Genomic DNA, 24,038 nt, shown 5'->3' with positions numbered 1-24,038 from the left:
TCAGGAACCCTCCGGCCGGACCCGCGCCGTCTTGGTCGAGCGGATGTCGAGTGCGAGTTCGTCGGCGGCGGCGACCTCGCCGCGCAGCTTGACCGTGCCGTCGCGGTCGTCGACCTCCACCACGCCGCGCAGCAGCTTGGCGGTGGATTCGTGGCCCGAGGCGGCCGCCAGTTCCACCGCGCGCCGCAGCTTCGCGGTGGCGGTGGTCAGGTCACCGCTGCGGCGGGCCGCCAGACCCTCCTGCACGGCCTGGGCCAGTTCGACCTGTCCGGTGTAGTGGGCGACGCGGGTGCTGATCCGGGTGGACAGCGTGGTGTCGGTGGTCCACACCGCGCGCACGAGTCCCTGGCCGAGAACGTCGTCGCCCGCCAGCACGCTGAGCCGGGCGGCCAGCTTCTCGCGGCCGGGCGCGGCCGGTTCCAGTTCGATCTGCACGTGATATTCGCGTTCCTCGGCCGCCCAGGACGAGAGCGGGTACTCCCCCACCTGCGGGCCGGTGTCGGCGCGGCGGGCGGTGAGGTCTTCCAGGACCGGCGAGACCTGCTTGACCATCCTGACCCGCGCGCCGGCCGGGGTCCACACCTTCAAGGTCAGCTCGGGGATCACGCGGGCGACCGAGGAGCGCATCATCTTCGCGAAGTCGGCGGCCAGGTCCTTGGGGTCGGCGACCATGTCGGCGTCGCCGGACAGCTTCGAGGAGATCTTGTGCAGGTCGGCGGCCATCCAGTCGTCGCCGACACCGCGGCAGTCGCAGACGAAAAGGCCTTCGGCACGGTCGAGTTCGGTGGTCAGCTGCTCCGGCGACTCGTGCTCGTTCTTGCCGTCGGTGAGCAGGATGGCGTGCGCCTGCGCGCCGGGGTGGGCCGCGGCGACCTGGCGGGCCAGCGCCAGCCAGGAACCCATGGCGGTGCCGCCGTCGGGACGCAGCCGGTCCAGTGCCCGGCGGGCCGCACTGCGGTTGCCTCGGTCGGCGGGGGCCGACATGCCCTTGGTGGGGTAGATCATCCTGGCCTGTTCGGTGCCCTCGATGATCGCGAACGCGGTGCCGTCGGGGATCTCGTCGAGGGCGGTGCGGGTGGCGTTGCGCGCGTTCTCGAACTTGCGCTTGTTGCCCATCGAGCCCGAGCAGTCGATGATCAGGATCTCCAGCCGCGGTGGCGGGGTCGCGGCGACGGCGAGCTCGGGGCCGGTGGTCACCGTCAGCACTGCGTCCACCACGCTCGCCCCTTCGGCGAGGAACTCGTTCTGGTCGACGGCGATCGAAATACCTTCGGTCCCTGTAGAACTCATGACACTCCTGGATCGTGCGTGACGGCGCCGGGCGCGGGCACGGGGGCCAGCGCGACCGTGATGTTGTCGCTGCCGCCGCTGTTCAAGGCGAAGTCGGCGAGCGCGCGGGCAGCGGCCTGCGGTGAGGTCTCGACGGTGAAGCCTGCCAGCGCGACGGCGTCGGGCAGGTAGTTCCACAGGCCGTCACTGCACAGCAGCAGGGTGCCCGGTTCGGTGGCGACCATGCGCTGCAGGCAGTGTGCCGACCACGGCGCTTCCCCGCCGTCGGCGCCGAGCCAGCGCAGCAGGGTGTGCGCGCGGGGGTCGTGCATGGCGGCTTCCTCGTCGAGGGCACCCGCGTCGACGAGCGCCTGGGCCCAGGAGTCGTCGACGCTGAGCCTGCGCGAAGCGGTGGGGTCGCCCGCCGCGAGCCAGAAGGCGCGGCTGTCACCGACATTGGCGACGGTGATCTCGGTGCCCTCCGGGGTCTCGCGCACGATCGCCGACACATACGTGCACGAGGGCGCGTATTCGCTCGAGCGGGACATCCCGCGCACGGCCGCGGTCGCGGTCGCCAGGCCCGCCATCGCGCTGTCCTGCGCGGAGCGGCCGTCGGCGAGCGCGGCCAGTGCCGCGTCGACACCGGACCTGGCCGCCGTGCCGGAGGCGGCCTGCGGGTCCTGGGAGGTGGACACGCCGTCGCTGACGACGATGACGCGCGTGCCGTCGCCGTCACGGACGGCCGCGGCGACGGCATCCTCGTTGCGGGAGTGGCTGATTCCGCGGTCGGTGAGGATGTACACCGTGCCGAGATCGTCCTCGAATCGATCGGGAACCGGTTTCGGGCTGCCGCACTGCACGCAGCGGCCGCCCTCGTAGCGTCGTTCCCCACAGGTCGAGCACTGCGGCACCGTGGCCGGATCGTGGATCGGCAGCGCGACTTTGCGCACGCCGAGCTCGCGGCCGCACCCCTCGCAGAAGCGGTGCCCCGCCCTGGCCGATCCCGCGCAGTCCGGACAACCGGGCGCGCTCACAGCGTGGTCCTCGGCCGCACCGCGTTCGCCTGATCCACCAGCACGAACCGGGTCCACATGTCGTCGGCTTCCCGAGCCAATGTCCGCAAGCATCGTTCCAACCCCGTCCGCACTCCCTGCTCGGTGAATTCCACGTCCAACAGCTTGCCTGCCGCGCTCGGTCGCTGCCCCGACCGGATCCAGTTCAGTGCCGCCTCCAGCACATGCATGCGTACCTGGGCGGTGCGGGCGCGCGAGTCCAGGCTCAGCCGTTCGACCCGCTCACCCGCCTCGCGCAGCAGTGTCTCGTCCAGGTCGGCCGGGTCTCGGCGCGCCAGCAGGGTTTCGACGGCGGAGACTCTGGCCTCGGTGAACATCGACGACGTGCGGTCCACCTGGTCGAGAACTGTCACCGCGCCGGTCCGGTCGCCTGCCGCGCGGCGCAGGCGGGCGGCGCCGAAGGCAGCGGAGAGGTAGGTGTGGTCGGTGCGCCACACCAGCTCGTAGAGAGCGAGCGCGCGGCGCAGGGCGGCCTCGTCGCCTTCGGCCCCGAGTTCCAGCGCGGCCGCCAACGCGAGTTTGGGGGCGGGCTCGCCGGGCAGTGCGGCGTAGACGGCCTCGAAATCGGCCGCGGCGGTGGCATGGTCGCCGGTCAGCAAGGCTGCCTCGGCGCGGTACCAGACCCGGCGCCAGTCGTACTCCAACTCCTCGGCCAGTGCGTCCAGGCGGGCCAGGGCGGCCTCGGGTTCGCCTGCTTCCAGTTCGGCGCGGACCAGGCGCAGCGGAATCTCCACCGACTCACCGGAGCCGGTGACCACCGCGCGCAGGCCCGCGGTCAGCGCCGCCTCCAGTTCCGCGGGGGTCGCCGCGTCGGTGGTGGCCAGCAGCGCGGCGCCGCTGTCGCCCGGATCGACCAGCGGGGCTGGCAGGCCGGTGATGAGCGCGGCGGGTTCGGGTGTGGTGCTGTCGATGCCGAAGACCGCGCGGGCCGGGCCGAACGAGCTCGACATACCGGGACGCGGGATGCCGTCGCCGGTGGCCAGCACCTCCCGCAGCACGCCGGTGAGCTGATCGGCCATCTCCGACATCGAGCCGAAGCGGGCCAGCGGCTCGTCGTCGGTGGCCCGCAGCAGAAATCGGTGCAGCGAATCATGCTGGGCGAGAAGCGGTTCGGTGTCGGGGGTCGGCAGTGGGCCGAGCTTGCCGTCGGCCGAGGCCACCCGCATCATCAGCACGGCCAGGGTGCGGCCCGCGGTGTAGACCTCGGTGGCCACGGTGGGCCCGGTCTCGGCGATCTCGGGTGCCTGATAGCCCAGGGTGCCGTAGATCGGGCTGGTGCGGTCGTCCATCGAGATGACGGCACCGAGGTCGATCAGCTCGAGCCGTTCCTCGGTCTGCATCACGTTGTCGGGCTTGAAATCGCAGTACGCCCAGCCGCGGGCGTGCAGATAGCCCAGCGCGGGCAGCATTTCGAGCACGTAGGCGATGGCTTGGGCCGGCGGCAGGTAGCTGTCGTTCTCGGCGCGGTGCTTGCGCAGGATCTGCTTGAGCGAGGTGCCGCCGACGTAGGCCATGACGATGTAGCCGACCGGCTCGCCGTCGGTGTCGGCGTGTTCGGTGAAGTTGTGGATCTTGACGATGTTGGGGTGGTCGACCTCGGCCAGGAACCGGCGCTCGGCCAGTGCCGCTGCCAAGGCGTCGCTGTCACCGGTGTCGATGAGGCCCTTGAGGACCACCCAGCGCTTGTTGACCCGATGGTCGACGGCCAGGTAGATCCAGCCGAGACCGCCGTGCGCGAGCGCGCCGGCCACCTCGTACTGCCCGCCCACCAGATCGCCTGCGCGCAGCCGCGGCACGAACGAGTAGCGGGTGCCGCAGTGCGGGCAGAATCCGGCGGTACGGCCGGGCACGCCGTCGTGGCTGCGGCCGACCGGCTTGTCGCATTTGCCGCAGTAGCGATCGGATTCGGGGACCTGAGGGTCGGTGAGCACGGCCGTGGCCGGGTCGACGCGCGGCACCGGCGGCACCTCGACCAGGCCGGCGCCGAGCCTGCCACGCGCGGCCGAGCGGGCCGACCCGGAGCGGTGGGTGCGCACCGAGCGGCTCGACGTGCGTCCGCTCGCGCTCACCGTCGGCGCGGAGGGGCTGTACACGGCGGTGGCGGTCGGGGCGGTACCGCAGGTTTCGCAGTAGCCGTCGGCGATCGTTCCGCCGCAACCGGGTTCGGCGCACACGCCGGGCGTTGGTGGCGGGGTGCCGTTGCGCGGCAGCGCGGTGGTGCGCGAGGACCGGCCGCCGTTGGACGCGTGCGCCGGGCTCGGCGGTGGCGCGCTCGCCACGGGGGCGGTGCCGCAGACGGCACAGTAGCCGTCTTCGACGGCGCCGCCGCACCCCGGTTCACTACAGGTCATGCTGTCCGCCCCGCTTTCTCCCCGATGATCGAACGATAGTCCGCGACCGCCCGGGTTACTGCGGCCAGATCGCATGGTGTCCGGCTGAGCAGGCCCGCGGCGATGCGGTCGGCGGCGAGCACGTCACGGTTCTCGCTGACGCCCAGACGTGCCGCCTTGGCGCGGTAGGCGGTGAGCCTGCCGCGGAGTTCGGCCCGCCGGTCCAGCAGGCCACGCGCCAATTCCTCTCGCCGCGTCGTGGTTTCGCCCGCCTGGGTGGCGCGGGCACGCAAGGCCAGGAGGTACTCCACCGTCGGGCGGGTGGGGTGCGGGCCGAGCGTGTCGAGCTCGGCGCGCAGTCGCGCCGCCGGTTCGCCGCCGCCGGGTAGTTCGCCCGTGGCGACTTTGTGTTCGGCCTGCGCGACCGTCTCGTCGGCGCGGCGCTGCAGCTCGTCGAGCCCGGTCAGTTGCCTGCGCAGGGTCTCGACCGCGCCGGGCAGATCGGCCGCGACCGCGAGATGCTCGGCATGCCGGGCCGATTCGGTCTCGACCAGCGCGGTGAGCGCGGCGAGTGCGGCCGTGACCTCGCCCGGCGCGAAACCGAGCGGGTCCGTTCCCGCCCGGCTCAACAGTGCCGCCAGCGGTTCGGCCGCCGCGTCCAGCGCGCCGTGCGCCTGCTCGACGCGCTGCTGCAGCGGGGCGAGCGCGCCGATGACCTGCCGGTCCACCGCCTCGACCTCCTCGGCGAACGGCGCGACGAAGGCGAACGCGGCGCGCATGCGCTCCAGTGAGTCCGCGATGCCGACGGTCACGATCGTTTCGGCGGGACCGGTGAGTCCACGCTGGGCCAGCGGAATCGGGATGCGGGCGATCTCGTGCGGGCGGCCGCGCAGCAGTTCGGTGAGACGGGCGCGGGCGCGATCGTCGACCCGGCCGCGCCCGCCGCGGATCTGCTCGGCCTCGGACACGATGGCGCGCACCCGGCCCAGGTCCTCCCAGAGTTCGCCGAGCGCCTTCTCCACCGGCGCCCAGCGCCGCGCGGTCTCCCCCGTCGGCGGGTACCGGCGGACCAGGGTAAGGCCGGGGTGGCGGTCCAGTTCCAGCAGCGTCGTCGTCACGGTCGCCAATTCCGCTGTGCGCGCTGTCAGTTCGCGATCGATCTCGACGATGCCGAGCATCGGCCAGGTCATCCCGCGTACCGGGGCACCGGCGGGCCCGGCGACGGGCCGAGTACCGCCAGGTGCTGCTGGTAGATCCGCTGCCAGGTGCCGTCGGTGCGGGCACGGTCGAGCACGCCGTTGACGAACCGGACCAGGTCGTCGCTGCCCTTCGGCACGCCGACCGCGTAGGCGCCGGTGCCGATCTGGTCACCGACCAGCTCCAGGTTGCGGTCCTGGGCGACCAGTCCCGCGAGGATCGGCTCGTCGCCGCTGATCGCGTCGACCGTGCCCTGCTGCAGGGCGACCAGGCAGTCGGTCCAGTTGGTCACGCCGAGCACACTGGGTGGCGTCGGCAACGAGAACAGCGGCGCCGCCGCCGTGGTGCCCTTGGTGACACACACCCGCTTGCCCGCCAGGCCCGCGGCGTTCGTGATCCCCGCCCCCTTCGGTGCCGCGATGCGTTGCGCCGCACGGTAGTAGACGCTGGAGAAATCGACGTCGCGGCGGCGTTCGCAGGTCGCCGAGAAGGTACGCACGATCATGTCGACCTTCTTCTCCCGCAGCAGCGGGATTCGGTCGGCGGCGGCCACAGAGCGCAGTTCGATCTTGTCGGGATCACCGAACAGGTCGCGCGCGATCTCGCGCGCCAGGTCGATGTCGAAGCCTTCGAGTCGTCCGGTGGACGGATTGCGGAACCCGAACATGTAGGTGTTCTGATCGACGCCGACCCGCAACCTGCCGTTCGCGACGATCGCCGCCATCGACGACCCGGCGGGCATCGCGCCAGGCTGCGGCCTGCCTGTGGGAGCCAGGGTCGCCTCGGTATCGCAGCCACCAGTGCCTTCTGCGGCCGGCGCCGACGTGATGGCCTCCGCACCGGGCAGCGGCGGCGCGACGGCAGTGGCCGGAATCGTCGACGGCTCCGGTGCGCCACCACAACCGGCGACCAACACGACCGCCGCGGCCAGTGCCGCCATCAGCAAGGGACGCCGCGTGCTCACAGGAACTCCTTGATTCGGGGCCACAGGCCGGTGATCACCGCGCCCGCGGCGGCCAGCAGGAGGATCAGCGTGCCGAAGGGGCTGAGGGTGAAGGTGGTTCCGGCGGCGTCGACGCCGTCGCGCAGGTCGGTGCGGGCCTGGGCGAGAGCGTCGCGGAGTTCGTGGTCGAGGCGGGCGAAGCTGGTGGCCGAGCTGTCGGGGCCGGTGCCGATCGCCTGGGTGACGGCGCCGGTGTAGTCGGCCTTCTCGTAGGCGGTGCGCTGGGCATTGTGACCCGCGGTCCAATTCGTCAGTGCGCGGCCCGCTTCGGAGTCGGCCGCGCCTGCGGCGGTGAGGCGCTGTTCCAGGTCGGTGGTGTGGGTGTGGAAGGACGCTTCGGGTGCGGTGATGTCGCCGCGCGTGATCAGGGCCAGCGTTTCGTCGGTGCGGGCCTGCTGGGCCAGGATGCGGGCGCCCGCCAGGTTCTCCACGCGCGCACCGGCACCCGAGTCACCGGTGTCGAGCAGGTGCGCGGCGGTCAGCGTGGCGCCCACCGACCACAGCACGGCAAGCAGGGCGGCGGCCCCGGCCAGGGCGACACCGGCGTTCACCAGCCGGTTGGTGCGGCGCAGCAGCACCACCGAACCGACGCCGCAGGCGGCAAGGACGAGCAGCAGGAGCACGATCGTGGTCAACGGAAGTGCCCCGATGCGGTGCTGGTCCTCGCGCACCGCGGCGAAGCGGGCCTTGTTGAGCTGTTCGGCGTTGGGCAGCAACGAGGTCTGCATCAGGTCAGAGGCCTGCCGCAGATAGGCGGAGCCGACGGGGAAGCCCTGCCGGTTGTTCGCGCGGGCGGTCTCCACCAGACCGGTGTAGGTCGGCAGGTCGGCGGCGATCCGGGCGACGATCGCCCTGGTCTGCGCGTCGGTCGCGCCCGCTGTCGCTTCCGCCAGTGCGGCGGCGGCTTCGGCGAGCGACTGCTCGTAGGTGTCACGCACCTGCGGTGATTCGATGCCACCGGACAGAAACGCGGTCGCCGCACCGGCATCGGCCGCCGACAGCGAGACGTAGAGGCTTTGCGCGGCGAACGCCAGCGGCTCGGTCCGGTCGAGCACCTGTTCGGTCCGCCCGGCCTTCGCGTCGAGCTGTTGTCCCGCAGTCAGTCCGGCGAGCACGCAGGCCACCGTGATCACCACGAGCACCACACCGAGCACACCCGGTGTCGTGGCGGCGAAACGCCGCAGCCACATCCCCGCGTCACGGATGGTCGCCGGTAGGCGAGATCCCACACCGTCCTCCTTCATCTCCCCGGGCGGTGTCTTCGATCGCGATAGTACGGGAGGCACTGACAATTCGCCCGGGCGACCGAAATCGGCTCCGCACAAGCGGATCGGGCCCATCGATGCGACAGGGTCCGCCACACCGATGGTGTGACGGACCCCGTCGGGTTCGGCGTAACGCGCTAGGTCACGCGCCCGCGACCTTCTCGCCCGGCTTGACGGCGGTGCCGACCTTGCTGAATCGCAGGACGCCGTCCTCGATCGGCGCCTTGTGCATCAGCGTGCGGTCGCGGTAGTAGTTGTTGACCAGCTTCCAGGCGCCACGGGCACCCTGACGCGGCATCGCGTCGTTGCCGCGCTGGATGTAGCCGGAGGTGAGCGCGCCACCCATCAGCGACTCGTCGGCGATGTCCTCGGGGTTGGCGTGCACCTCGAAGGTCGTGTAGCCGCGGTCGCGCATGATGTTCAGGACGCGGCACAGGTAGGCGGCGGCGAGGTCGGCCTTCAGCGTCCAGGACGCGTTGGTGTAGCCGATGATCATCAGGAAGTTCGGGATGTCGGAGTACAGGACGCTCTTGTAGGCGACGGTCTCGTTGAACTTCAACGGCTCGTCGTCGATGCTCATGGTGATGCCGCCGAGCATCTGCACGTTCAGGCCGGTGGCGGTGACGATGATGTCGGCCTCGAGCTCCTGGCCGGACTCGGTCAGGATGCCCTTCTCCGTGAACTTCGCGATGCGGTCGGTGACGATGTCGGCCTTGCCGCTCTTGAGCACCTTGAACAGGTCGCCGTTGGGCACCACGCACAGGCGCTGATCCCACGGGTTGTAGCTCGGGGTGAAGTGGCGCAGGTCCACGTTCTTGCCGACCTGCAGCCGCACCTGGGTCAGCATCAGCTTCTTGGCCAGCTCGGGGTTGGTGCGCGAGAGCTGGAAGCTCGCACGCTGCAGGGCGATGTTGCGAGCGCGGCCGATCTTGTAGGCGATCTGGTCGGGCACGCGCGACTTCTTGAAGCCGACCGCGACCGGGTCCTCGGAGGGCAGCGCCTGGATCCAGGTGGGCGAACGCTGCAGCATGGTGACGTGCGCGGCGTCGTCGGCCATCGACGGGATCAGCGTGATCGCGGTAGCGCCGGAACCGATGACGACGACCTTCTTGCCCTTGTAGTCCAGGTCCTCGGGCCAGTGCTGCGGGTGCACGATCCTGCCCTGGAAGTCGTCCTGACCGGGGAAGGTGGGCTGGTAGCCCTCGTCGTAGTTGTAGTAGCCGCTGGCGCCGACCAGGAAGTTGGCGGTCCAGGTCTCGGTCTCGCCGGTCGCCTCGATCAGGGCGGTCACGGTCCACACGGCCGAGGCGCGGTCGAAGTCGGCGGTGACGACCTTGCGGCCGAAGGTGATGTGGTCGGTGACGCCGTACTCCTTGGCGGTGTCCTCCACGTACTGCCGGATGCTGGCGCCGTCGGCGAGCACCTTCGTGCCGATCCAGGGACGGAACCCGAAGCCGAAGGTGAGCATGTCCGAGTCGGAGCGGATGCCGGGGTACTTGAACAGGTCCCAGGTGCCACCGATGTTCTCGCGGCGCTCCAGGATCGCGTAGCTGCGTCCGGTCTGCTCGCGGGTGAGGTGACAAGCCGTGCCGATTCCGGACAGGCCAGCGCCGATGATCAGTACGTCGACATGCCGCGTCATTGAGGAAACTCGTTTCGTAGGGTCCGTCGCCGCTCGCGCATCGTCGCCCGAGCCTCCGGCAAGATTACGTGTTTCGCATAGTTACGTCTAGTTCGATTCGGTCGCGCCGTGGCGTGTCGGGGGTTGCGCGCACGGTGATCCGAATCCGTGACGCCGCCGCCTTCGGCGGTCAGAGTCGATAACCGACTCCCATCACTGCGACGAAAAGGCGGACATGACCGAGCGCGGACTGTCGTTCCACTGGTTCCTGCCCACGTATGGCGATTCGCGCGGGCTGGTCGCCGGCGGACACGGCAGCTTCATGTCCGGCGATCGCCCGGCCACGCTGCGCTACCTGAACCAGCTCACGGCCGCGGCCGAGGACAACGGCTTCGAGGGCGTGCTGACCCCGACCGGCGCGTGGTGCGAGGACGCCTGGCTGACCACCGCCATGCTGGTGCAGACCAGTGAGACGCTGAAGTTCCTGGTGGCGCTGCGTCCCGGCCTGGTCAGTCCCACCCTGGCGGCGCAGATGGCGGCGACCTTCCAGCGGCACTCCGGCGGCAGGCTGCTGCTCAATGTCGTCACCGGTGGCGAGCCGCGCGAGCAGCAGGCCTACGGCGACTTCCTGGACAAGGCGCAGCGCTACGCCCGCACCGGAGAGTTCCTGCACATCGTGCGGGAACTGTGGGAGTCGACCGAGCCGATCAGTTTCACCGGCGAGCACCTGCGGGTGCGCGACGCGCTGCTCAGCGCCCGGCCGGACCCGGTTCCGCCGGTGTTCTTCGGCGGCTCCTCCGGCCCGGCGGGCCCGGTGGCCGCCCGCTACGCCGACACCTATCTGACCTGGGGCGAACCCCTCGACGCGGTGGCGAACAAGCTCGACTGGATCCGGGGCCTGGCCGCGATCGAGGGCCGCACCGTCGACTTCGGCCTGCGCATCCACGTGATCAGCCGCGACACCGCCGCCGAGGCGTGGGCGGAGGCCGACCGGCTGCTGGCCGGTATCGCGCCGGGCGAGATCGCGCGGGTGCAGGCCAGCCTCGCCAACAGCGAGTCCGAGGGTCAGCGCCGGATGGCGCAGCTGCACAACGGGCGCACCGACGGGCTCGAGATCGCCCCCAATCTGTGGGCCGGGGTCGGTCTGGTCCGTGGCGGCGCGGGGACGGCGCTGGTCGGCTCGCACGCGGAGGTGGCCGAGCGGCTGCTCGAGTACGCCGCGCTCGGGATCGACCATTTCATCCTGTCCGGGTACCCGCATCTGGAGGAGGCGTACTGGTTCGGGGAGGGTGTACTGCCGATTCTGGAGCGCAAGGGCGTGTGGCGGCACCCGTCCCGGCCCGCCGCGGTGCCGGTGGTGGCGCCGTTCACAGCGGCGGCCAGTAGCTGAACCTGGCAGTCGATGCAGTGTGGCAGCCACTGCTGGTGACCGTGCATTCCGCCCTGCCGAACCGGCGAACGGGACGGTGTACCTGGCGTCGCCGTGCTCGCCTTTGAATCGCCATACTTCCGGCCATCGGTGCAGTGATGCACGCCATGCATCACACAACCGCACTCCCCCAAGCGTTTTCGGCATCGAGTGCATCCGGCGTTCCACGTGAATCAGCCCGTCACCAGGGGGTCGGCAGCGTCGGCGATACGCTCGGTCTCGTGACCCTCACCGTCGGCTTCGATCTCGACATGACCCTCATCGACTCGCGTCCCGGTGTCGCCCTGGCGATCGACACCCTCGCGCGCGAGTTCGATCTGCCGATGGTGGGCAGCCACTTCGCCGACCACCTCGGGCCGCCGCTGGCCACCCTGCTCGCCGACGCGGGCGCACCCGACGACCTGATCCCCCACCTGGTCACCCGGTTCCGCGCGCTCTACCCCGATGTCGTCCCGCACATCCCCGCGCTGCCCGGCGCGACCGCCGCGCTCGACACGGTGCGCGCGGGCGGCGGACGCACGCTGGTCGTCACCGGCAAGTTCGAGCCGAACGCGCGACTGCACATCGACCATCTCGGCTGGACGATCGACCGTCTCGCCGGTGACCTGTGGTCCACCGGCAAGGCCGACGTCCTGCGAGCCGAATCCGCCCACGTCTTCGTCGGCGATCACGCCGGGGACATGCGCGGCGCCAAGGCCGCCGAGGTGCTCGCGGTGGGCGTGACGACGGGCCCCTACGACGCCGACGGATTGCGGGCCGCCGGCGCCGATGTCGTCCTCGACGACCTCACCCAGTTCCCCGATTGGCTGGCCGGCTACGCGGCGGGCCGCGGATAGGACCGGAACCACCTGCGCGCGGCCGGGTTCGCGGCCCGGAACCTCGCCACGCTCCCGCCCGTTGTCGTGGCATGTCGACGGACCCCTACTGGAATCACAACACGCAGTACCACCCCTGGATCCTCGAGCAGGTCCCGGCCGAGGCCCGCACCGCACTCGACATCGGTTGCGGCGACGGACTGCTCGCCCGCAAGCTCGCCACCCGTTGTGACGCCGTCCTCGGCGTCGACATCGACGACAAGGTGATCGCCACCGCACCGCCTGCGCACAATGTGCATCTCGAGCAGGCCGACTTCCGTGAGCTCGACGACACCTTCGACATGGTCACCGCGGTCGCGACCCTGCACCACGTCCCGATCCGCGACGGCATCGCGGCGCTACGCCACCTGGTCGCACCCGGCGGCACCCTCGCGGTGGTCGGTCTGTGGAAGATGCATCCCCTCACCGACTTCCACTACCTGCCGTTGCTGCCCGCCATCCGGGGCCTGGACTGGTGGCGGCGTCGCGAACTCGGCGGACCCGGTGCCGCCGTGCGCGACCCGCGGGAAACTCTGTCCGAGATCCGTTCGGTGGCCGGCGAATTGCTGCCCGGCGCGCAGATCCGCCGCCGTCTCCTGTGGCGATACACCCTGCTGTGGCGCCGCCCGCGTCAGCTCGGGTAGGCCGCCACCAAACCGCCGTCGACGACGATGTCCTGCCCGTTCACATAGGACGCGTCGGCGGATCCGAGGAAGGCGACAAGAGCGGCTATCTCGTCGGCCGCGCCGAAACGGCCGGCCACCACCCGGCCCGCCGCCATCGCCGCGAAGTCTTCGCTCATCGCGCCCGCGGACATCGGGGTGTCGATGTAGCCGGGGCTGATCGAGTTCACCCTGATTCCGCGCGGGCCGAGTTCGGTGGCCAGGGTGCGGGCCAGGTTGTGCACGGCGGCTTTCGTCGCCGCGTAGAGGGTCAAGGAGCTGTCGGCGCGGTGCAAGGTCCAGGAGGCATTGAGGACGACGGACGCGCCCGCCGTGAGCAGCGGCAGAGTCTTCTGGACGGTGAAGAAGACCCCTTTGAAGTTGACGGTGACGGCGTGGTCGAAGGTGTCCTCGGTGATGTCGGGGAACGGTGCGAAGGTGCCGGTGCCCGCATTGGCGAAGACCAGATCGAGGCGACCGAAGCGGGTGGCGATCGCCTCGGTCAGCGCATCCAGGGCGGTGAGGTCCGCGGTGTCGGCGGCGATACCGGTTGCCTGCGGGCCCAATTCGGCCGCAGCGACGCGCACCCGGTCTTCGGTGCGGCCGGTGACGACGACCTGCGCGCCTTCCTCGATCAGCCGGCGGGCGGTGGCCAGGCCCATGCCGCTGGTGCCACCGGTGACGAGGGCGATCCTGTCGGTGTAGCGGTTCATGCGAGTCCTCCGGTGAGATGGTCGGCGACGGCGGGGAGCCAGGCCTGCTGGTTGTTGCCGACGAGGTGATCGCCGCCGGGGACGCGCAGATAGCGCCCGTTCGGGGCGTGGTCGGCCAGTGCCGCGCCGTCGGCGACGCCGGGGATGTGGTCGTCTCCGCCGTCGACAACCAGGAGCGGGCAGCGCAGCATCGGTGCGCGCTCGGTGAGGTCAACGGTGGCGGCGAACGATGCGGCGGCCGAGAGTGATCCGGCGCGACGGGTCATCAGGTCACGCACCGGGTCGGGCAGGGTCGACCAGTCCAGACGGTAGGGCCCGCTCACCGTGGCGGCCACGATGATGCGCGGGTCCCGCGCCGCGGCTGCCGCGGCGTAGTAGCCGCCGAGACTCAGCCCGACGACGCCGACCCGTGCGACACCGAGAGCGTCGATCGCCGCGCCGATGACCGCGGGATAGTCACTGGTGAGGGTCGATTCTCCGATGCGGGCGCCTTGCCCGGGACCGTCCATGGCGAAGACCGCGATGCCCCGCGCGAGGAGCGCGTCGGCGAGGACGTGGAATTCGTCCTTGCTCGAGTCGAGGCCGGGCACCACGATCACCGTGCCCACCGCATCGGCGGGCCCGCGAAGGATGCCGGTGAAATCCGGACCGGTGATCCGTCGCGCTGTCGGTTCCAGCAGGGAAAAGCCTTGTTCGGCAGCGGAGTCCGCCGCTTCGGCATGGGCCACGTGGTTCTCGTCGGGAACGAGTGTCGCCAGGTGCGACCAGCGGGCCGCCACCAGGAGATGGTGGCCGCGGGTGATCGCCGAACCCGGTGCTGTCCGGTACCTGGCCGCGGCCGCCGCACACGCCGGTGCCCAGTCGGCGGGCGTGGCGATCTCGGCGCAGGTCCGCCGGTAGTCGTGCGGATCGATACCGGCACCGGTGGCCCGGCTGAACAGCGCCTCGACCAATTCGGCGCTCATCGGGTGGAGCTCGTGGTCAGCACGGCTTTGCCGCGTACCCGGCGTTCCCGCAGGTCGACGAGCGCACGCGCCGTCTCGGACCAGTCGGCGACCAGCCCGATTTCCGGATGCAACCTGCCCTCGGCCACCAACCGCACCAGGGTGCCGAGATCGCCGCCGTATGGTCCACCCGCGTAGTGGAAGTGGCGGATCGTCGCGTTTTCGGGACCGGCGAAGAAGTCGAAGAAGTTCAGCGTCGCCGGGATGCGGGCGGCCTGCCCGAACCAGATCAGGGTGCCGCCGGGCCGGAGCCGGGCCAGGCACGCCGCCACCGCGGAACCGCCGGTCGACTCGAGCACGAGGTCGAACGGGCCTGGCGCGTCCGCGATGTCGTGCACCACGTGGGCGGCGCCGAGTGCCGACAGCCTGCTGCCGCGTTCCGGCGTCGCCGTCACCGCGGTGACCTCGGCTCCCGCACCCGCGGCCAGTTCGGTGACGTAGTGCCCCACCCCGCCGGACGCCCCGGTCAGCAATATCCGCGCACCCTGCACGGCGCCCGCCGCGCGGAGCAGGCGCACGGCCGTGATCCCGGCCAGCGGCAGGGCCGCCGCCCTCACCGCGTCGAGCGCGTCGGGCAGCACGGCGAGCGCATCGGTCGGCACCGCGACGTAATCGGCCCAGCCACCCAGCGGCGGATGACCGACCACCCGTGACCCTATCCGCGGACCCGACCCGTCGGCCGCGGCCTGCACGACCAGCCCGGCGACGTCCTTGCCGGGCAACAGATCCGGGTGCGGATTCTCCAGCAGGAACGTCTCGCCGCGGTTCGGGGCGAAGGCTTCGACGCGCACCAGCGCCTCGTCGGAGCGCGGCACCGGTTCGGCCGCCTCGGTGAACGCGACCGGTCGCTCCGGATCGCCGGTCGGAATCAAACGCTGCATGCCCCGAGGTAACCGCCGCGCGGGCCCGATCGGCCAACAACCCGGCGGTCATCCCGACAACGATCGGTTGTCGCCGCTGGGTACGGCTACAGTCGACGACCGTGGATCTGGATCTGGCGACCGTGCGTGCCTTCGTGTTCGTCGCCGAGGAACGGCATTTCGGCCATGCCGCCGCGGCCCTGGGGCTCAGCCAGCAAGCGCTGTCCAAACGGGTGGCGCGGCTGGAATCGACCCTCGGCGTCCGGCTCCTCGACCGCGACCATCACGGGGTGCGGCTCACCGGCGACGGTGTCCGCTTCCTGCCGGGCGCACAGGAAATCCTCGAAGCGAACGACCGTGCCGTCGCCGCACTACAGGCGGAGCAGCGTCCCTTGCGCGTCGATGTCTGGGGACATCTCTACGCGCCGCTGCGCACCCTCGCCGGGATCGCGACCGCGCCGGGCGTGCCGCCACTGGAACCCGGCCACGGGCGCGACCTGCCCGCCGTCGCCGCCGCCCTCACCCACGGTGACATCGACGCCGGATTCGGCCGGGTCCACCCACCCCTGCCCGCGGGCCTCACCCATCGCCTGATCCGCCTGGAACCGGTCGACGTGCTCGTCAGCGCCGACCATCCGCTGGCCACGGCCACCGAACTGCGCCCCGACCGATTGCGCGGCAGCGTCCTGCACACCCCTGCCACCCTGGACCGCCTCGATTTCCTGGCCCGTTTCGCGGACCGATTCGGTATCGCAGAGCATCACGTCACCCCGAATCTCGGCTTGGCGCCGATGCTTTCCGTGCTGGCGGCCGACCCGCGCGGCTTCGTGCTGCTGCCCGCGGACGTGCCTGCACCGGAGATCCCCGGCGTCCGCGCGATCCCACTGGTCGATCCGACGCCGCTCTACGCGTGGTCGCTGATCTGGCGCTCCCGCCCTGAACCGCCGCAGCTCGAAGCCCTGCTCACCGCCTTGGTCCGGACAGCGGGCGAACGGCGGTGGCTCGACTACGATCCGGCCAGCGACTGGTTGCCCGCCGAGGCGTAGCCACCGCACCGCGGGCGGAACGGTTTTCGCCGCGGGCGCACCGGGTGATACAGTCCGGCCAGTTTTTCACGGGGAGGGTTTCTCATCAGCGCATCGCCGACAGTCGTGCGGCGCACCGGTTCCGGGGCGCCGCGGTGACGATGAATCGCACCAGATGGATCGTGGCGGGCATCGTCGCCGTGGTCGTTGCCATCGTCGCCGTGATCGTGGTGGTCGTGGTGACCCGCGACAAAGATCCGCGCGAATTCGTGGCCGAGCGCTACCAGCGTGCCCGCCAGCTCGACCAGGTCAACGACGGGCTCGCGTTCACCGCGGCCGCCGCACCGGCCGCCGTCGCCGCCGCGATCGCCAAGGCCACCGACCCGCGCGACCGCCGCAACACCGGCGACAACCACTACCTGCGCTTCGACTCCGATCTCGTCGCGGTGTCACCGCACGCGGGCGGATCGCTCGTGCTTGTCGACAGTCTCGCCAACGGCACCCGCCGCCACCATTCGCACACCAGCACCTACGGCTGGAACAGCGGCTCCGCGGCGGGGGATTTCCGCGGCGGCGGCAGCGACAACGGCGGCAAGTAGTTCATCGAGGCGGCTCGCCTCACACAGCACAGGAGGACCTCATGCTCGCCGACCTGGCGGCGGACGCGGGCGCCGCGCTCGCCTATTCCGCGGTGGGAATCGTGTTGATGGCTGTCGGTTTCGGCATCGTCGACCTGCTCACGCCCGGCGACCTGCGCGCCCAGATCTGGCTGGAACGCAACCGCAATGCCGCGATCCTGCTCGCCTCGAACCTGTTCGGCGTCGGCATCATCGTGGCCACCGCCATCTGGACCTCCGAGGGCAAGATCGCGCAGGCGCTGCTGGCCAGCGCGATCTACGGCGTGATCGGCCTCGCGGCGATGGCGCTGGCGTTCGTGCTGCTCGACGCGCTCACCCCCGGTGATTTCCGGGCCGTCGTCGCCGATCCGGAACCGCATCCCGCGGTGTGGGTCACGGCGTCGGCGCACGTCGCGGTCGCGCTGGTGGTGGCCGCGGGCCTCACCTGATGCCCGTGCACCGCCTGGCCAGGGCGGCGCTGCTGGCGACCGTGTTCGTCTGCGCCGCCTGCGGTCTGGTGTACGAGCTGTCGCTGGTCACCCTCGGCAGCTACCTGATCGGTGACACCGCGGCACAGGCCTCGATCACGCTGAGCGTGATGGTGTGCGCGATGGGTGTCGGCGCGCTCGCCGCGAAACCGTTGCGCCGCCACGCGGCCGCCGCGTTCGTCGCGGTCGAGCTGGCGCTGGCCGTGATCGGCGGGCTGTCGGTGGCGGCGCTCTACGCCAGCTATGCCTGGCTCAACGTCTATACCGGCATGCTGGTGCTGGCCGCGGCCGTGATCGGGATGCTGATCGGGGCCGAGATCCCGCTGCTGATGGAGTTGCTCCAGCAGGTCCGCAAGCAGGAAGCCAGTGGCGCGGTCGCCGATCTGTTCGCCGCCGACTACGTCGGTGCGCTGTTGGGCGGGCTGGCGTTCCCGTTCCTGTTGCTGCCGGTGTTCGGGCAGATCCGCGGCAGTCTCGTTGTCGGCGTGGTCAATGCCGTCGCCGGACTGGCGTTGGCGTTCTTCTTCTTTCGCGCCCAGATGACGCGCGCGGCCCGGCACGTTCTGGTCGCCGCCACCGTGGTCGTGGCCTGCGGGCTCACCGGGACCTACCTCTACGCCGACCGGTTCGAGGCGACCGCGCAGCAGGCGCTGTTCGCGCATCCGATCGTCTGGCAGTCACGCACGCCGTACCAGCAGATCGTGCTCACCGAATCGTTCTCCCCGTTCGGCACCACCGATACCCGCCTCTATCTCAACGGTGGGCTGCAGTTCTCCTCGGTCGACGAATATCGCTATCACGAGGCGCTGGTGCATCCGGTGCTCGCGGGCACGCGTCGTTCGGTGCTGGTCCTCGGCGGCGGCGACGGCTTGGCGCTGCGCGAGATCCTGCGCTACCCGGACGTCGGCCAGGTGACGCTGGTCGAACTCGACCCGGCGATGATCGAGCTCGCCCGTACCGACGAACGCCTGACCACGCTCAACCAGCGCTCCTTCGACGACCCGCGCGTGCGGGTCGTCACCGCCGACGCGTTCACCTGGTTGCGCGGCGCGCCAGGGCTTTTCGACGCGGTGATCGTCGACCTGCCCGACCCGGACCAGACCTCGGTCGCCAAGCTGTACTCGCGGGAGTTCTACGCGATGACCGCGAATGTGCTGGCGCCCGGCGCCCGCATGGTGGTGCAGTCCGGGTCACCGTTCTTCGCGCCGCGCTCCTTCTGGACCATCGACGCCACCCTCCGGTCGGCCGGGCTGCGCACGACGCCGTACCACGTGGATGTTCCGAGCTTCGGCGACTGGGGTTTCATCCTCGCCGCGACCGGGCAGAGCCCGGCACCGGCGCTGCGCTCCCCCGGCCCACTGCGTTCCCTCGACGATCACACCCTCACCGCGGCCACCGTGTTCCCGCCGGATCGCCGCGCGGTCGATCCCGAGGTGTCGACCCTCATGCGCCCGGTGATCCAAGACCTGCAACGCCAGGAATGGCGGTGACGCTCACACGGCGGCGGCGTGCGTGGTCCGGCGGCCATTGGGCGCGCTGACCAGGCCGAAGGCGATCAGGCTGTCGGCGGTGTCGCGGATTGTGTCCTCGACCGGGCGCATCGTCCAGCCCAGTTCCCGCCGCGCCTTCTCGGCGCTGACGTATTCGGTGCGGCCCAGGACCGGCACCGTCAGCCGGACGCCCTTGTCGAACACCGCGACCAGGCGGACCAGCCAGTTCGGGAGGACCCGGGTCGGCACCCGGAAGCCCTGCGGGTCGTAGTCACGCGCCAGTAGCCGGGCGAGGTCGCCCATCCACAGCGGATCGGCCGCGCAGATGTACCGATTGCCCGCCGCCGCAGGCACTTCCATCGCCAGCCGATGCGCGACGGCCAGGTCGCGGACGTCGACCGGCGTCCATCCGGTACGCACCGACCCCGGCACATCGTGGTTGAGCAGACGGCGGATCGGCTCGTGTGAGGTGCTGGTCGTCGCGTCGAGCAACGGACCGAGCACCATTCCCGGATTCACCGCGACGAGTTCTATACCGCCGCCGAGTGATTCGACGAACTCCCAGGCGGCGCGCTCGGCAAGGGTCTTGCTCTTCTGATACGCCGGGATACGGTCGACGACCGACCAGTCGGCCTCGGTGCGCACCTCGTCCACGTCGTGGCCGTAGGCGACCGCGGCCACCGACGAGGTGAGCACGACGCGCCGCACCCTGGCCGCCGCGGCGGCGCGCAGCACCCGCAGAGTGCCGTCGACGGCGGGGCCGATCAGGGCCTGCTCGTCGTCCGGCGGCGCGGACGGGAACGGCGAGGCGACGTGCAGCACCGCGTCGCAACCCGTCACCGCCTCGACCCAGCCGGTGTCGTCGTCGAGCGTGGCGGCGACGAACTCGAGCTCACCGCCGGTGCGGCGGGCGAGCTCGGTCAGGTGGGCGCGCTTGGCATGTGCGTCGAGGTCGCGCACGGTGCCACGGACGGCGTAGCCGTGCTCGAGCAGTTCGGCGATGCAGTGGCCGGCCACGAAACCTGTCGCGCCGGTGACGAGTACCCGTGTGGTCATGGTGTCAACCCTTCGTCCTACGGTGGAGACCGCACATCTGAGCGGTGCTCAGTTAATCTAAACACTGCATAGATTTTCTGTCCAGTGCGGATTCTCGCCGGGTGCTCGCATACGCTCGGAGGGTGAAGCGCACCAGATACCACCACGGCGACCTGCGGGCGACGTTGATGGACGCCTGCCTGCGCCTGATCGAGAGCGAAGGCCTCGCGGCCGTGAGCCTGCGCCGCGTCGCCCGCGAGGCCGGGGTCAGCAGCGGCGCGCCCTATCACCACTTCGCGGACCGCGCCGCGCTGTTGTCGGCGCTGTCGGTCGACGGTTTCCAGCAGCTCGCCGCCGACCTCGCCGCGGCCACGGCCGCGGCCACCACACCACTGGGCGCGCTGACCGATCTCGCCGATGCCTACGTGCGGTTCTCCCGCGAGCATCCGGCGCAGTTCCGGCTGATGTTCCGGCCCGAGCTGTCCGAGCCCGACAAGCACCCCGACGCGCACACCGCCGCCGACGCCGCGTTCCAGATCCTCGACGACACCGTCATCGAGGCGGTCGCGGCCGGCGTGCTGCCCGCGGACCGCGCCGAAACCCTCGCGGTCGCCTGGTGGGGGCTGGCGCACGGCCTGGCCTCGCTGTGGCTGGACGGACAACTAGAGAAGCGCAGCGAACAGCTCGGCACGCAGGCGCCCGAGCTGGTCGACGCGATCATGCGCGCGTTCACCGACCTCATCGCCCCGCCCCGCCCCGGCGCCTGACGCGCCGTCGCCTATTCCCCCTGCCGGGCCCACGCGCTCACCTACAGTGGGTAGCACCACATTTCCCTCGTGTGCCCACCTCGAGCAGGAGACCCGATGTCTGCCACCGCGAAACTCGATCCCGTGGTCGAAGTGTTCGTCGACGCGCTCAACGCCCAGGACACCGGCCGCTTCTACGGTGTGCTGACCGAGGACGCGACCATGTCCGACGACGGCGTGGAACGCAATCTCGCGCAGTGGACCGAAGCCGAGATCTTCAGCAGCAACGGGCGTCTGGAGGTCGAGTCGGTCGACGCGGACGGCCTGGAGCTGACCGCCGACTACACCAACAGCCGTTGGGGCTCGATGCGCACCACCTGGCGGTTCGTCGTGCGCGACGGGCTGATCAGCCGATTCGAAACCGGACAGGCGTGAACGACAATCACTTGCTGACCCCGCGGTACGGCCAGGGCTCCCTCGCCGATCTGCTTCCCTCCGTGCTCGCCTGTCTCGGCGTCGACGGCGAAACCGACCGGCTCGCCCTCGGTCTCGATGTCGATCGGGTGTGCGTGCTGCTCATCGATGGCCTGGGCGCGCAGGCACTGGCCGCCAATGCCGATGCCGCGCCGTTCCTGTCGAGCCTGCCACCGGGGACGATGACCGCGGGGTTCCCGAGCACCACCGCCACCAGCCTCACCACCCTCGGGACCGGCCTGCCGCCTGGCGAGCACGGCGTCGTCGGCTACCTGCTGCGCCTGCCCGACGAGGAACGGCTGTTCAATACGCTGCGCTGGACCCTCATCGGCGACGGCCCGAAGGTCGACGCGCTGACCGCGTTCCCGCCCGACCGAATCCAGCCGCAGCCCACCGTCTTCCAGCGCGCCACCGCGGCCGAGATCGCCGCGATCCAGGTCGCGCCCGGCTACCAGGACGGCTCCGGCCTGACCAAGGCGGGCTGGCGCGGCGGCGGTTTCCGGCCGACCTTCTCGGTCGGCGATCTCGTCGACGGTGTGCTGCAGGCGATCACCTCGGCGCCGAAAACCCTGGTCTACACCTATCACGCGGATCTCGACACCACCGGTCACGCTCGCGGCCCCGCCTCGCGGGCCTGGCGGTTCGAACTCGCCAACGCCGACCGTATCGCCGCCGAACTCGCCGCGCGACTGCCCGAACGCACGGCGCTGATCGTCACCGCCGACCACGGCATGGTCGAGCTCGTCGACCGGATCGACTTCGACACCCACCCGTACCTGTCGGAGGGTGTGGTGACGCTCGGGGGCGAACCGCGCGCCCGCCACGTCTATACCGCCGAGGGCGCGAGCGCCACCGTCGAAGACACCTGGATCGGGTCGCTCGGGGGCGACTTCCTGGTCAAGACCCGCGCCGAGGCGATCGAGGCAGGCTGGTTCGGGCCGCGGGTCACCGCCGACGCCGCGGCCCGCATCGGCGATCTCGTCGTCATCGCGTGCGGTGACGGTGGCGTTGTGCGCACCGGAGCCGAGCCGTTGCAGTCGATGATGGTCGGCCACCACGGCTCACTGACCGCCGCCGAACAGCTCGTTCCGCTGCGGATCCACCGCACCTGAGCCGTACCGCCTAGTCTGTAGGCCACTCGACGCGCAACCGCGCTCGGCGAACACTCCAGGAGGAATCATGCACGCCACCACCCGAACCGGCGCGCTCGCCGTCGGCGTCGCGGTCCTGGCGGTCCTGGCGAGCGGCTGCGCCGAGGTCGAGCGGGTGCTCAACCAGGGTGGCGACACTCCGTGCCGCGAGTACGTCAACCAGGAGGCCGACACCAAGCGGATCACCATCACCAAGGCGATCAAGGAGCGCAACGGCACCGACAACGAACCGGCGGGCACCCTGGTCGACTCGATGATCGTGCAGGTCGACCTGCTGTGCGCGGGCCAGCGCAATATCGACACCCCGATCAAGAACGCCGACATCGCCGGCCTGTTCCTGAACAAGTAGCCGGCGGCGGCGTCAAGCCGCCACGACAGGGCATGCGCCGGTGACCTGGCCGTCCTCCGGCAATCGGCGCACAGACCGGTGGCGCAGCTGATAGACAGGAAAGCGCCACCGACGAGCAGGGAGTGAACGTGGGCGCACACGACCCGATCGCCGGATCGCCCAGGCCGGACCGGCTCGCGGACTATCGTGGCGCGCTCGAACAGCAGTGGAACCGGCTCGCGGCGCCGTCGCGCCCCCTGCAGTTGCCACGCGACACCGGCCCGGTGCGCGAGGAGGTGGCCAAGTCGTGGCAGCGCTCGCTGAACACGGTGGACCCAGCCCAGACCGTCGCCCCCGGTTTCGACGACATCAGCGACCGCTGGTCGGAGTCGCCGCTGCGCAGGCCGGTCACCGAACTCGCGGGTCAGCTGCGCGGAATCGCCGAGGACTCCGGCTATCTCGCTGTCGTCAGTGACGAATCGGGCACCATCTTGTGGACCGCGGGCGATCGCACCCTGCGCCGCCAGGGCGAACAGGTGAACTTCGCGCCGGGCGGCGTCTGGGACGAAAGCCATATGGGCACCAACGGATTGTCGCTCGCGTTGCACGACGACAAGGCCGTCACCGTGTTCTCCGCCGAACATCTGGTGGCCGCCCTGCACGGCTGGGTCTGCTATTCCGCGCCCATCCACGGCCCCGACGGCAGGCAGGTCGGCGTGCTCGATCTGTCCTCGAGCTGGGAACGGTCGCATCCGATGGTGATGACCTCGGTGCGCGCGCTGGTGACCGCGGTGGAGACGATGCTGCGCGCCGAAGCGCCGACCCCAGCACCGGGCGTCCGGCTCGAATGCCTCGGCGCCGCACGGCTGCTGCGCGACGGCAGGCCGGTTCCGCTGCCACCGCGGCAGCTCGAGATCCTGGCCCTGCTGGCGCTGGAACCCGAGGGCTATACGCCCGAACAGCTCCATGCTGCGGTCTACGGTGACCGGGCGGTGTCGCTGAACACGCTCAAAGCCGATGTCTCGCATCTGCGCCGGGCCACCCGCGGCGAGATCGCCAACCGGCGCTACATGCTCACCGGACCCGTGTCCTGCGATGCGGTGGACCTGCTCGCGGCCATCGAGGGCGGCGATCTCACCTCGGCACTGTGGCTGTATCGCGGTCCGCTGCTGCCCGGTTCGGACCTGCCCGGCGTCGAACAGTGGCGGGCCCACCTCGATGTCGGCATCCGCAACGCGGTGCTCGGCAGCGACCGCGCCGAACACGCGGTCGCGTTCGGCCAGCGCTGCCCTGGCGATGTCGCCGTGCACGAGCACGCCCTGCGCCTGCTGCCACGCGAGGACGTCCGCCGGGCCGTCGTCACCGCCCGTCTCTACACCGCGCGCCAGGGCTGACCTGCGCACA

At 70.8% G+C, this 24,038-nt stretch carries 23 protein-coding genes; 12 read left to right on the top strand and 11 right to left on the bottom strand.

Annotated features, from left to right (window positions below; genetic code table 11):
- The 7 genes from ACFWF2_RS12290 to ACFWF2_RS12260 all read right to left on the bottom strand — a co-directional run bounded on the left by ACFWF2_RS12290 (position 1) and on the right by ACFWF2_RS12260 (position 9,779).
- Positions 1-1,290: a VWA domain-containing protein gene (locus ACFWF2_RS12290; RefSeq protein ID WP_379084320.1), complete on the bottom strand. Its 1,290-nt coding sequence runs from the start codon at positions 1,288-1,290 to the stop codon at positions 1-3.
- Entirely contained in the window at positions 1,287-2,303 is a 1,017-nt protein-coding gene (locus tag ACFWF2_RS12285) for a PP2C family protein-serine/threonine phosphatase (RefSeq protein WP_379307350.1), read from the bottom strand. The genes ACFWF2_RS12290 and ACFWF2_RS12285 overlap by 4 nt, the downstream gene beginning before the upstream one ends.
- Positions 2,300-4,693 carry a tetratricopeptide repeat protein gene (locus tag ACFWF2_RS12280; protein WP_379307348.1) on the bottom strand — a complete coding sequence of 798 codons (2,394 nt, stop codon included), beginning with the start codon at positions 4,691-4,693 and terminating at the stop codon, positions 2,300-2,302. The genes ACFWF2_RS12285 and ACFWF2_RS12280 overlap by 4 nt, the downstream gene beginning before the upstream one ends.
- The gene (locus ACFWF2_RS12275) at positions 4,690-5,862 is read right to left on the bottom strand and encodes a hypothetical protein (protein WP_379307346.1); all 1,173 of its coding nucleotides are present in this window, start codon (positions 5,860-5,862) and stop codon (positions 4,690-4,692) included. Before ACFWF2_RS12275 ends, ACFWF2_RS12280 begins: the two co-directional genes overlap by 4 nt.
- Entirely contained in the window at positions 5,859-6,833 is a 975-nt protein-coding gene (locus ACFWF2_RS12270) for a glutamate ABC transporter substrate-binding protein (RefSeq protein WP_379307344.1), read from the bottom strand. The genes ACFWF2_RS12275 and ACFWF2_RS12270 overlap by 4 nt, the downstream gene beginning before the upstream one ends.
- The gene (locus ACFWF2_RS12265) at positions 6,830-8,101 is read right to left on the bottom strand and encodes a hypothetical protein (RefSeq protein WP_379307342.1); all 1,272 of its coding nucleotides are present in this window, start codon (positions 8,099-8,101) and stop codon (positions 6,830-6,832) included. Before ACFWF2_RS12265 ends, ACFWF2_RS12270 begins: the two co-directional genes overlap by 4 nt.
- Positions 8,102-8,279: 178 nt before the next feature.
- Complete coding sequence (locus ACFWF2_RS12260) at positions 8,280-9,779, bottom strand: flavin-containing monooxygenase (RefSeq protein ID WP_379307340.1); 1,500 nt, start codon at positions 9,777-9,779, stop codon at positions 8,280-8,282.
- A gap of 214 nt (positions 9,780-9,993) precedes the next feature.
- On the opposite strand from ACFWF2_RS12260, the gene ACFWF2_RS12255 reads away from it, so the two are divergent.
- The 3 genes from ACFWF2_RS12255 to ACFWF2_RS12245 all read left to right on the top strand — a co-directional run bounded on the left by ACFWF2_RS12255 (position 9,994) and on the right by ACFWF2_RS12245 (position 12,685).
- The gene (locus tag ACFWF2_RS12255) at positions 9,994-11,148 is read left to right on the top strand and encodes an LLM class flavin-dependent oxidoreductase (RefSeq protein ID WP_379307338.1); all 1,155 of its coding nucleotides are present in this window, start codon (positions 9,994-9,996) and stop codon (positions 11,146-11,148) included.
- 260 nt (positions 11,149-11,408) lie between these two features.
- Positions 11,409-12,023: an HAD family hydrolase gene (locus ACFWF2_RS12250; RefSeq protein WP_379307336.1), complete on the top strand. Its 615-nt coding sequence runs from the start codon at positions 11,409-11,411 to the stop codon at positions 12,021-12,023.
- A 71-nt stretch (positions 12,024-12,094) separates the two neighbouring features.
- Complete coding sequence (locus ACFWF2_RS12245) at positions 12,095-12,685, top strand: class I SAM-dependent methyltransferase (protein WP_379307334.1); 591 nt, start codon at positions 12,095-12,097, stop codon at positions 12,683-12,685.
- Here the strand turns inward: ACFWF2_RS12245 and ACFWF2_RS12240 are convergent.
- Genes ACFWF2_RS12240 through ACFWF2_RS12230 form a run of 3 tightly spaced genes read right to left on the bottom strand, consistent with a single transcriptional unit; the run spans position 12,673 to position 15,301 of the window.
- Positions 12,673-13,416, bottom strand: a complete 744-nt coding sequence (locus ACFWF2_RS12240; RefSeq protein WP_379307332.1) for an SDR family oxidoreductase — start codon at positions 13,414-13,416, stop codon at positions 12,673-12,675. The two genes, ACFWF2_RS12245 and ACFWF2_RS12240, sit on opposite strands and share 13 nt — an antisense overlap.
- The gene (locus ACFWF2_RS12235) at positions 13,413-14,381 is read right to left on the bottom strand and encodes an alpha/beta hydrolase family protein (protein ID WP_379307330.1); all 969 of its coding nucleotides are present in this window, start codon (positions 14,379-14,381) and stop codon (positions 13,413-13,415) included. The genes ACFWF2_RS12240 and ACFWF2_RS12235 overlap by 4 nt, the downstream gene beginning before the upstream one ends.
- Entirely contained in the window at positions 14,378-15,301 is a 924-nt protein-coding gene (locus ACFWF2_RS12230; RefSeq protein ID WP_379307328.1) for a zinc-binding dehydrogenase, read from the bottom strand. The genes ACFWF2_RS12235 and ACFWF2_RS12230 overlap by 4 nt, the downstream gene beginning before the upstream one ends.
- A gap of 101 nt (positions 15,302-15,402) precedes the next feature.
- Here ACFWF2_RS12230 and ACFWF2_RS12225 point away from each other — a divergent pair, with 101 nt between their 5' ends.
- From ACFWF2_RS12225 to ACFWF2_RS12210, 4 genes are all read left to right on the top strand, one after another.
- Positions 15,403-16,326: a LysR family transcriptional regulator gene (locus ACFWF2_RS12225; RefSeq protein WP_379307326.1), complete on the top strand. Its 924-nt coding sequence runs from the start codon at positions 15,403-15,405 to the stop codon at positions 16,324-16,326.
- A 140-nt stretch (positions 16,327-16,466) separates the two neighbouring features.
- Positions 16,467-16,904, top strand: a complete 438-nt coding sequence (locus ACFWF2_RS12220) for a DUF4247 domain-containing protein (RefSeq protein ID WP_379307324.1) — start codon at positions 16,467-16,469, stop codon at positions 16,902-16,904.
- 41 nt (positions 16,905-16,945) lie between these two features.
- Positions 16,946-17,371, top strand: a complete 426-nt coding sequence (locus tag ACFWF2_RS12215; RefSeq protein WP_379307322.1) for a DUF350 domain-containing protein — start codon at positions 16,946-16,948, stop codon at positions 17,369-17,371.
- Entirely contained in the window at positions 17,371-18,900 is a 1,530-nt protein-coding gene (locus tag ACFWF2_RS12210; protein ID WP_379307320.1) for a polyamine aminopropyltransferase, read from the top strand. The genes ACFWF2_RS12215 and ACFWF2_RS12210 overlap by 1 nt, the downstream gene beginning before the upstream one ends.
- A gap of 3 nt (positions 18,901-18,903) precedes the next feature.
- Here ACFWF2_RS12210 and ACFWF2_RS12205 read toward each other — a convergent pair whose 3' ends face one another.
- Positions 18,904-19,956: an NAD-dependent epimerase/dehydratase family protein gene (locus ACFWF2_RS12205; RefSeq protein WP_379307318.1), complete on the bottom strand. Its 1,053-nt coding sequence runs from the start codon at positions 19,954-19,956 to the stop codon at positions 18,904-18,906.
- Positions 19,957-20,078: 122 nt separating this feature from the next.
- Between ACFWF2_RS12205 and ACFWF2_RS12200 the strand changes: the two genes are divergently transcribed.
- The 5 genes from ACFWF2_RS12200 (at position 20,079) to ACFWF2_RS12180 (ending at position 24,028) form a co-directional block, all read left to right on the top strand.
- Positions 20,079-20,702 carry a TetR/AcrR family transcriptional regulator gene (locus ACFWF2_RS12200; RefSeq protein WP_379307316.1) on the top strand — a complete coding sequence of 208 codons (624 nt, stop codon included), beginning with the start codon at positions 20,079-20,081 and terminating at the stop codon, positions 20,700-20,702.
- 96 nt (positions 20,703-20,798) lie between these two features.
- Positions 20,799-21,116, top strand: a complete 318-nt coding sequence (locus ACFWF2_RS12195; RefSeq protein ID WP_379307314.1) for a nuclear transport factor 2 family protein — start codon at positions 20,799-20,801, stop codon at positions 21,114-21,116.
- Complete coding sequence (locus ACFWF2_RS12190; protein ID WP_379307313.1) at positions 21,113-22,267, top strand: alkaline phosphatase family protein; 1,155 nt, start codon at positions 21,113-21,115, stop codon at positions 22,265-22,267. Before ACFWF2_RS12195 ends, ACFWF2_RS12190 begins: the two co-directional genes overlap by 4 nt.
- 67 nt (positions 22,268-22,334) lie before the next feature.
- A complete protein-coding gene (locus ACFWF2_RS12185; RefSeq protein ID WP_379307311.1) occupies positions 22,335-22,655 on the top strand; it encodes a hypothetical protein in 321 nt (106 codons plus the stop codon).
- A 128-nt stretch (positions 22,656-22,783) separates the two neighbouring features.
- Positions 22,784-24,028 (top strand): transcriptional regulator, encoded by a 1,245-nt coding sequence (locus ACFWF2_RS12180; RefSeq protein ID WP_379307309.1) that lies wholly within the window; start codon positions 22,784-22,786, stop codon positions 24,026-24,028.
- The last annotated feature ends 10 nt before the right edge of the window (positions 24,029-24,038 follow it).

The organism is Nocardia sp. NPDC060259 (assembly GCF_042728775.1).
In the GTDB taxonomy this organism is placed as follows: domain Bacteria; phylum Actinomycetota; class Actinomycetes; order Mycobacteriales; family Mycobacteriaceae; genus Nocardia.
Note: the sequence above shows the minus strand (reverse complement) of the source record. Positions and strands in the feature narration are given on the sequence as shown.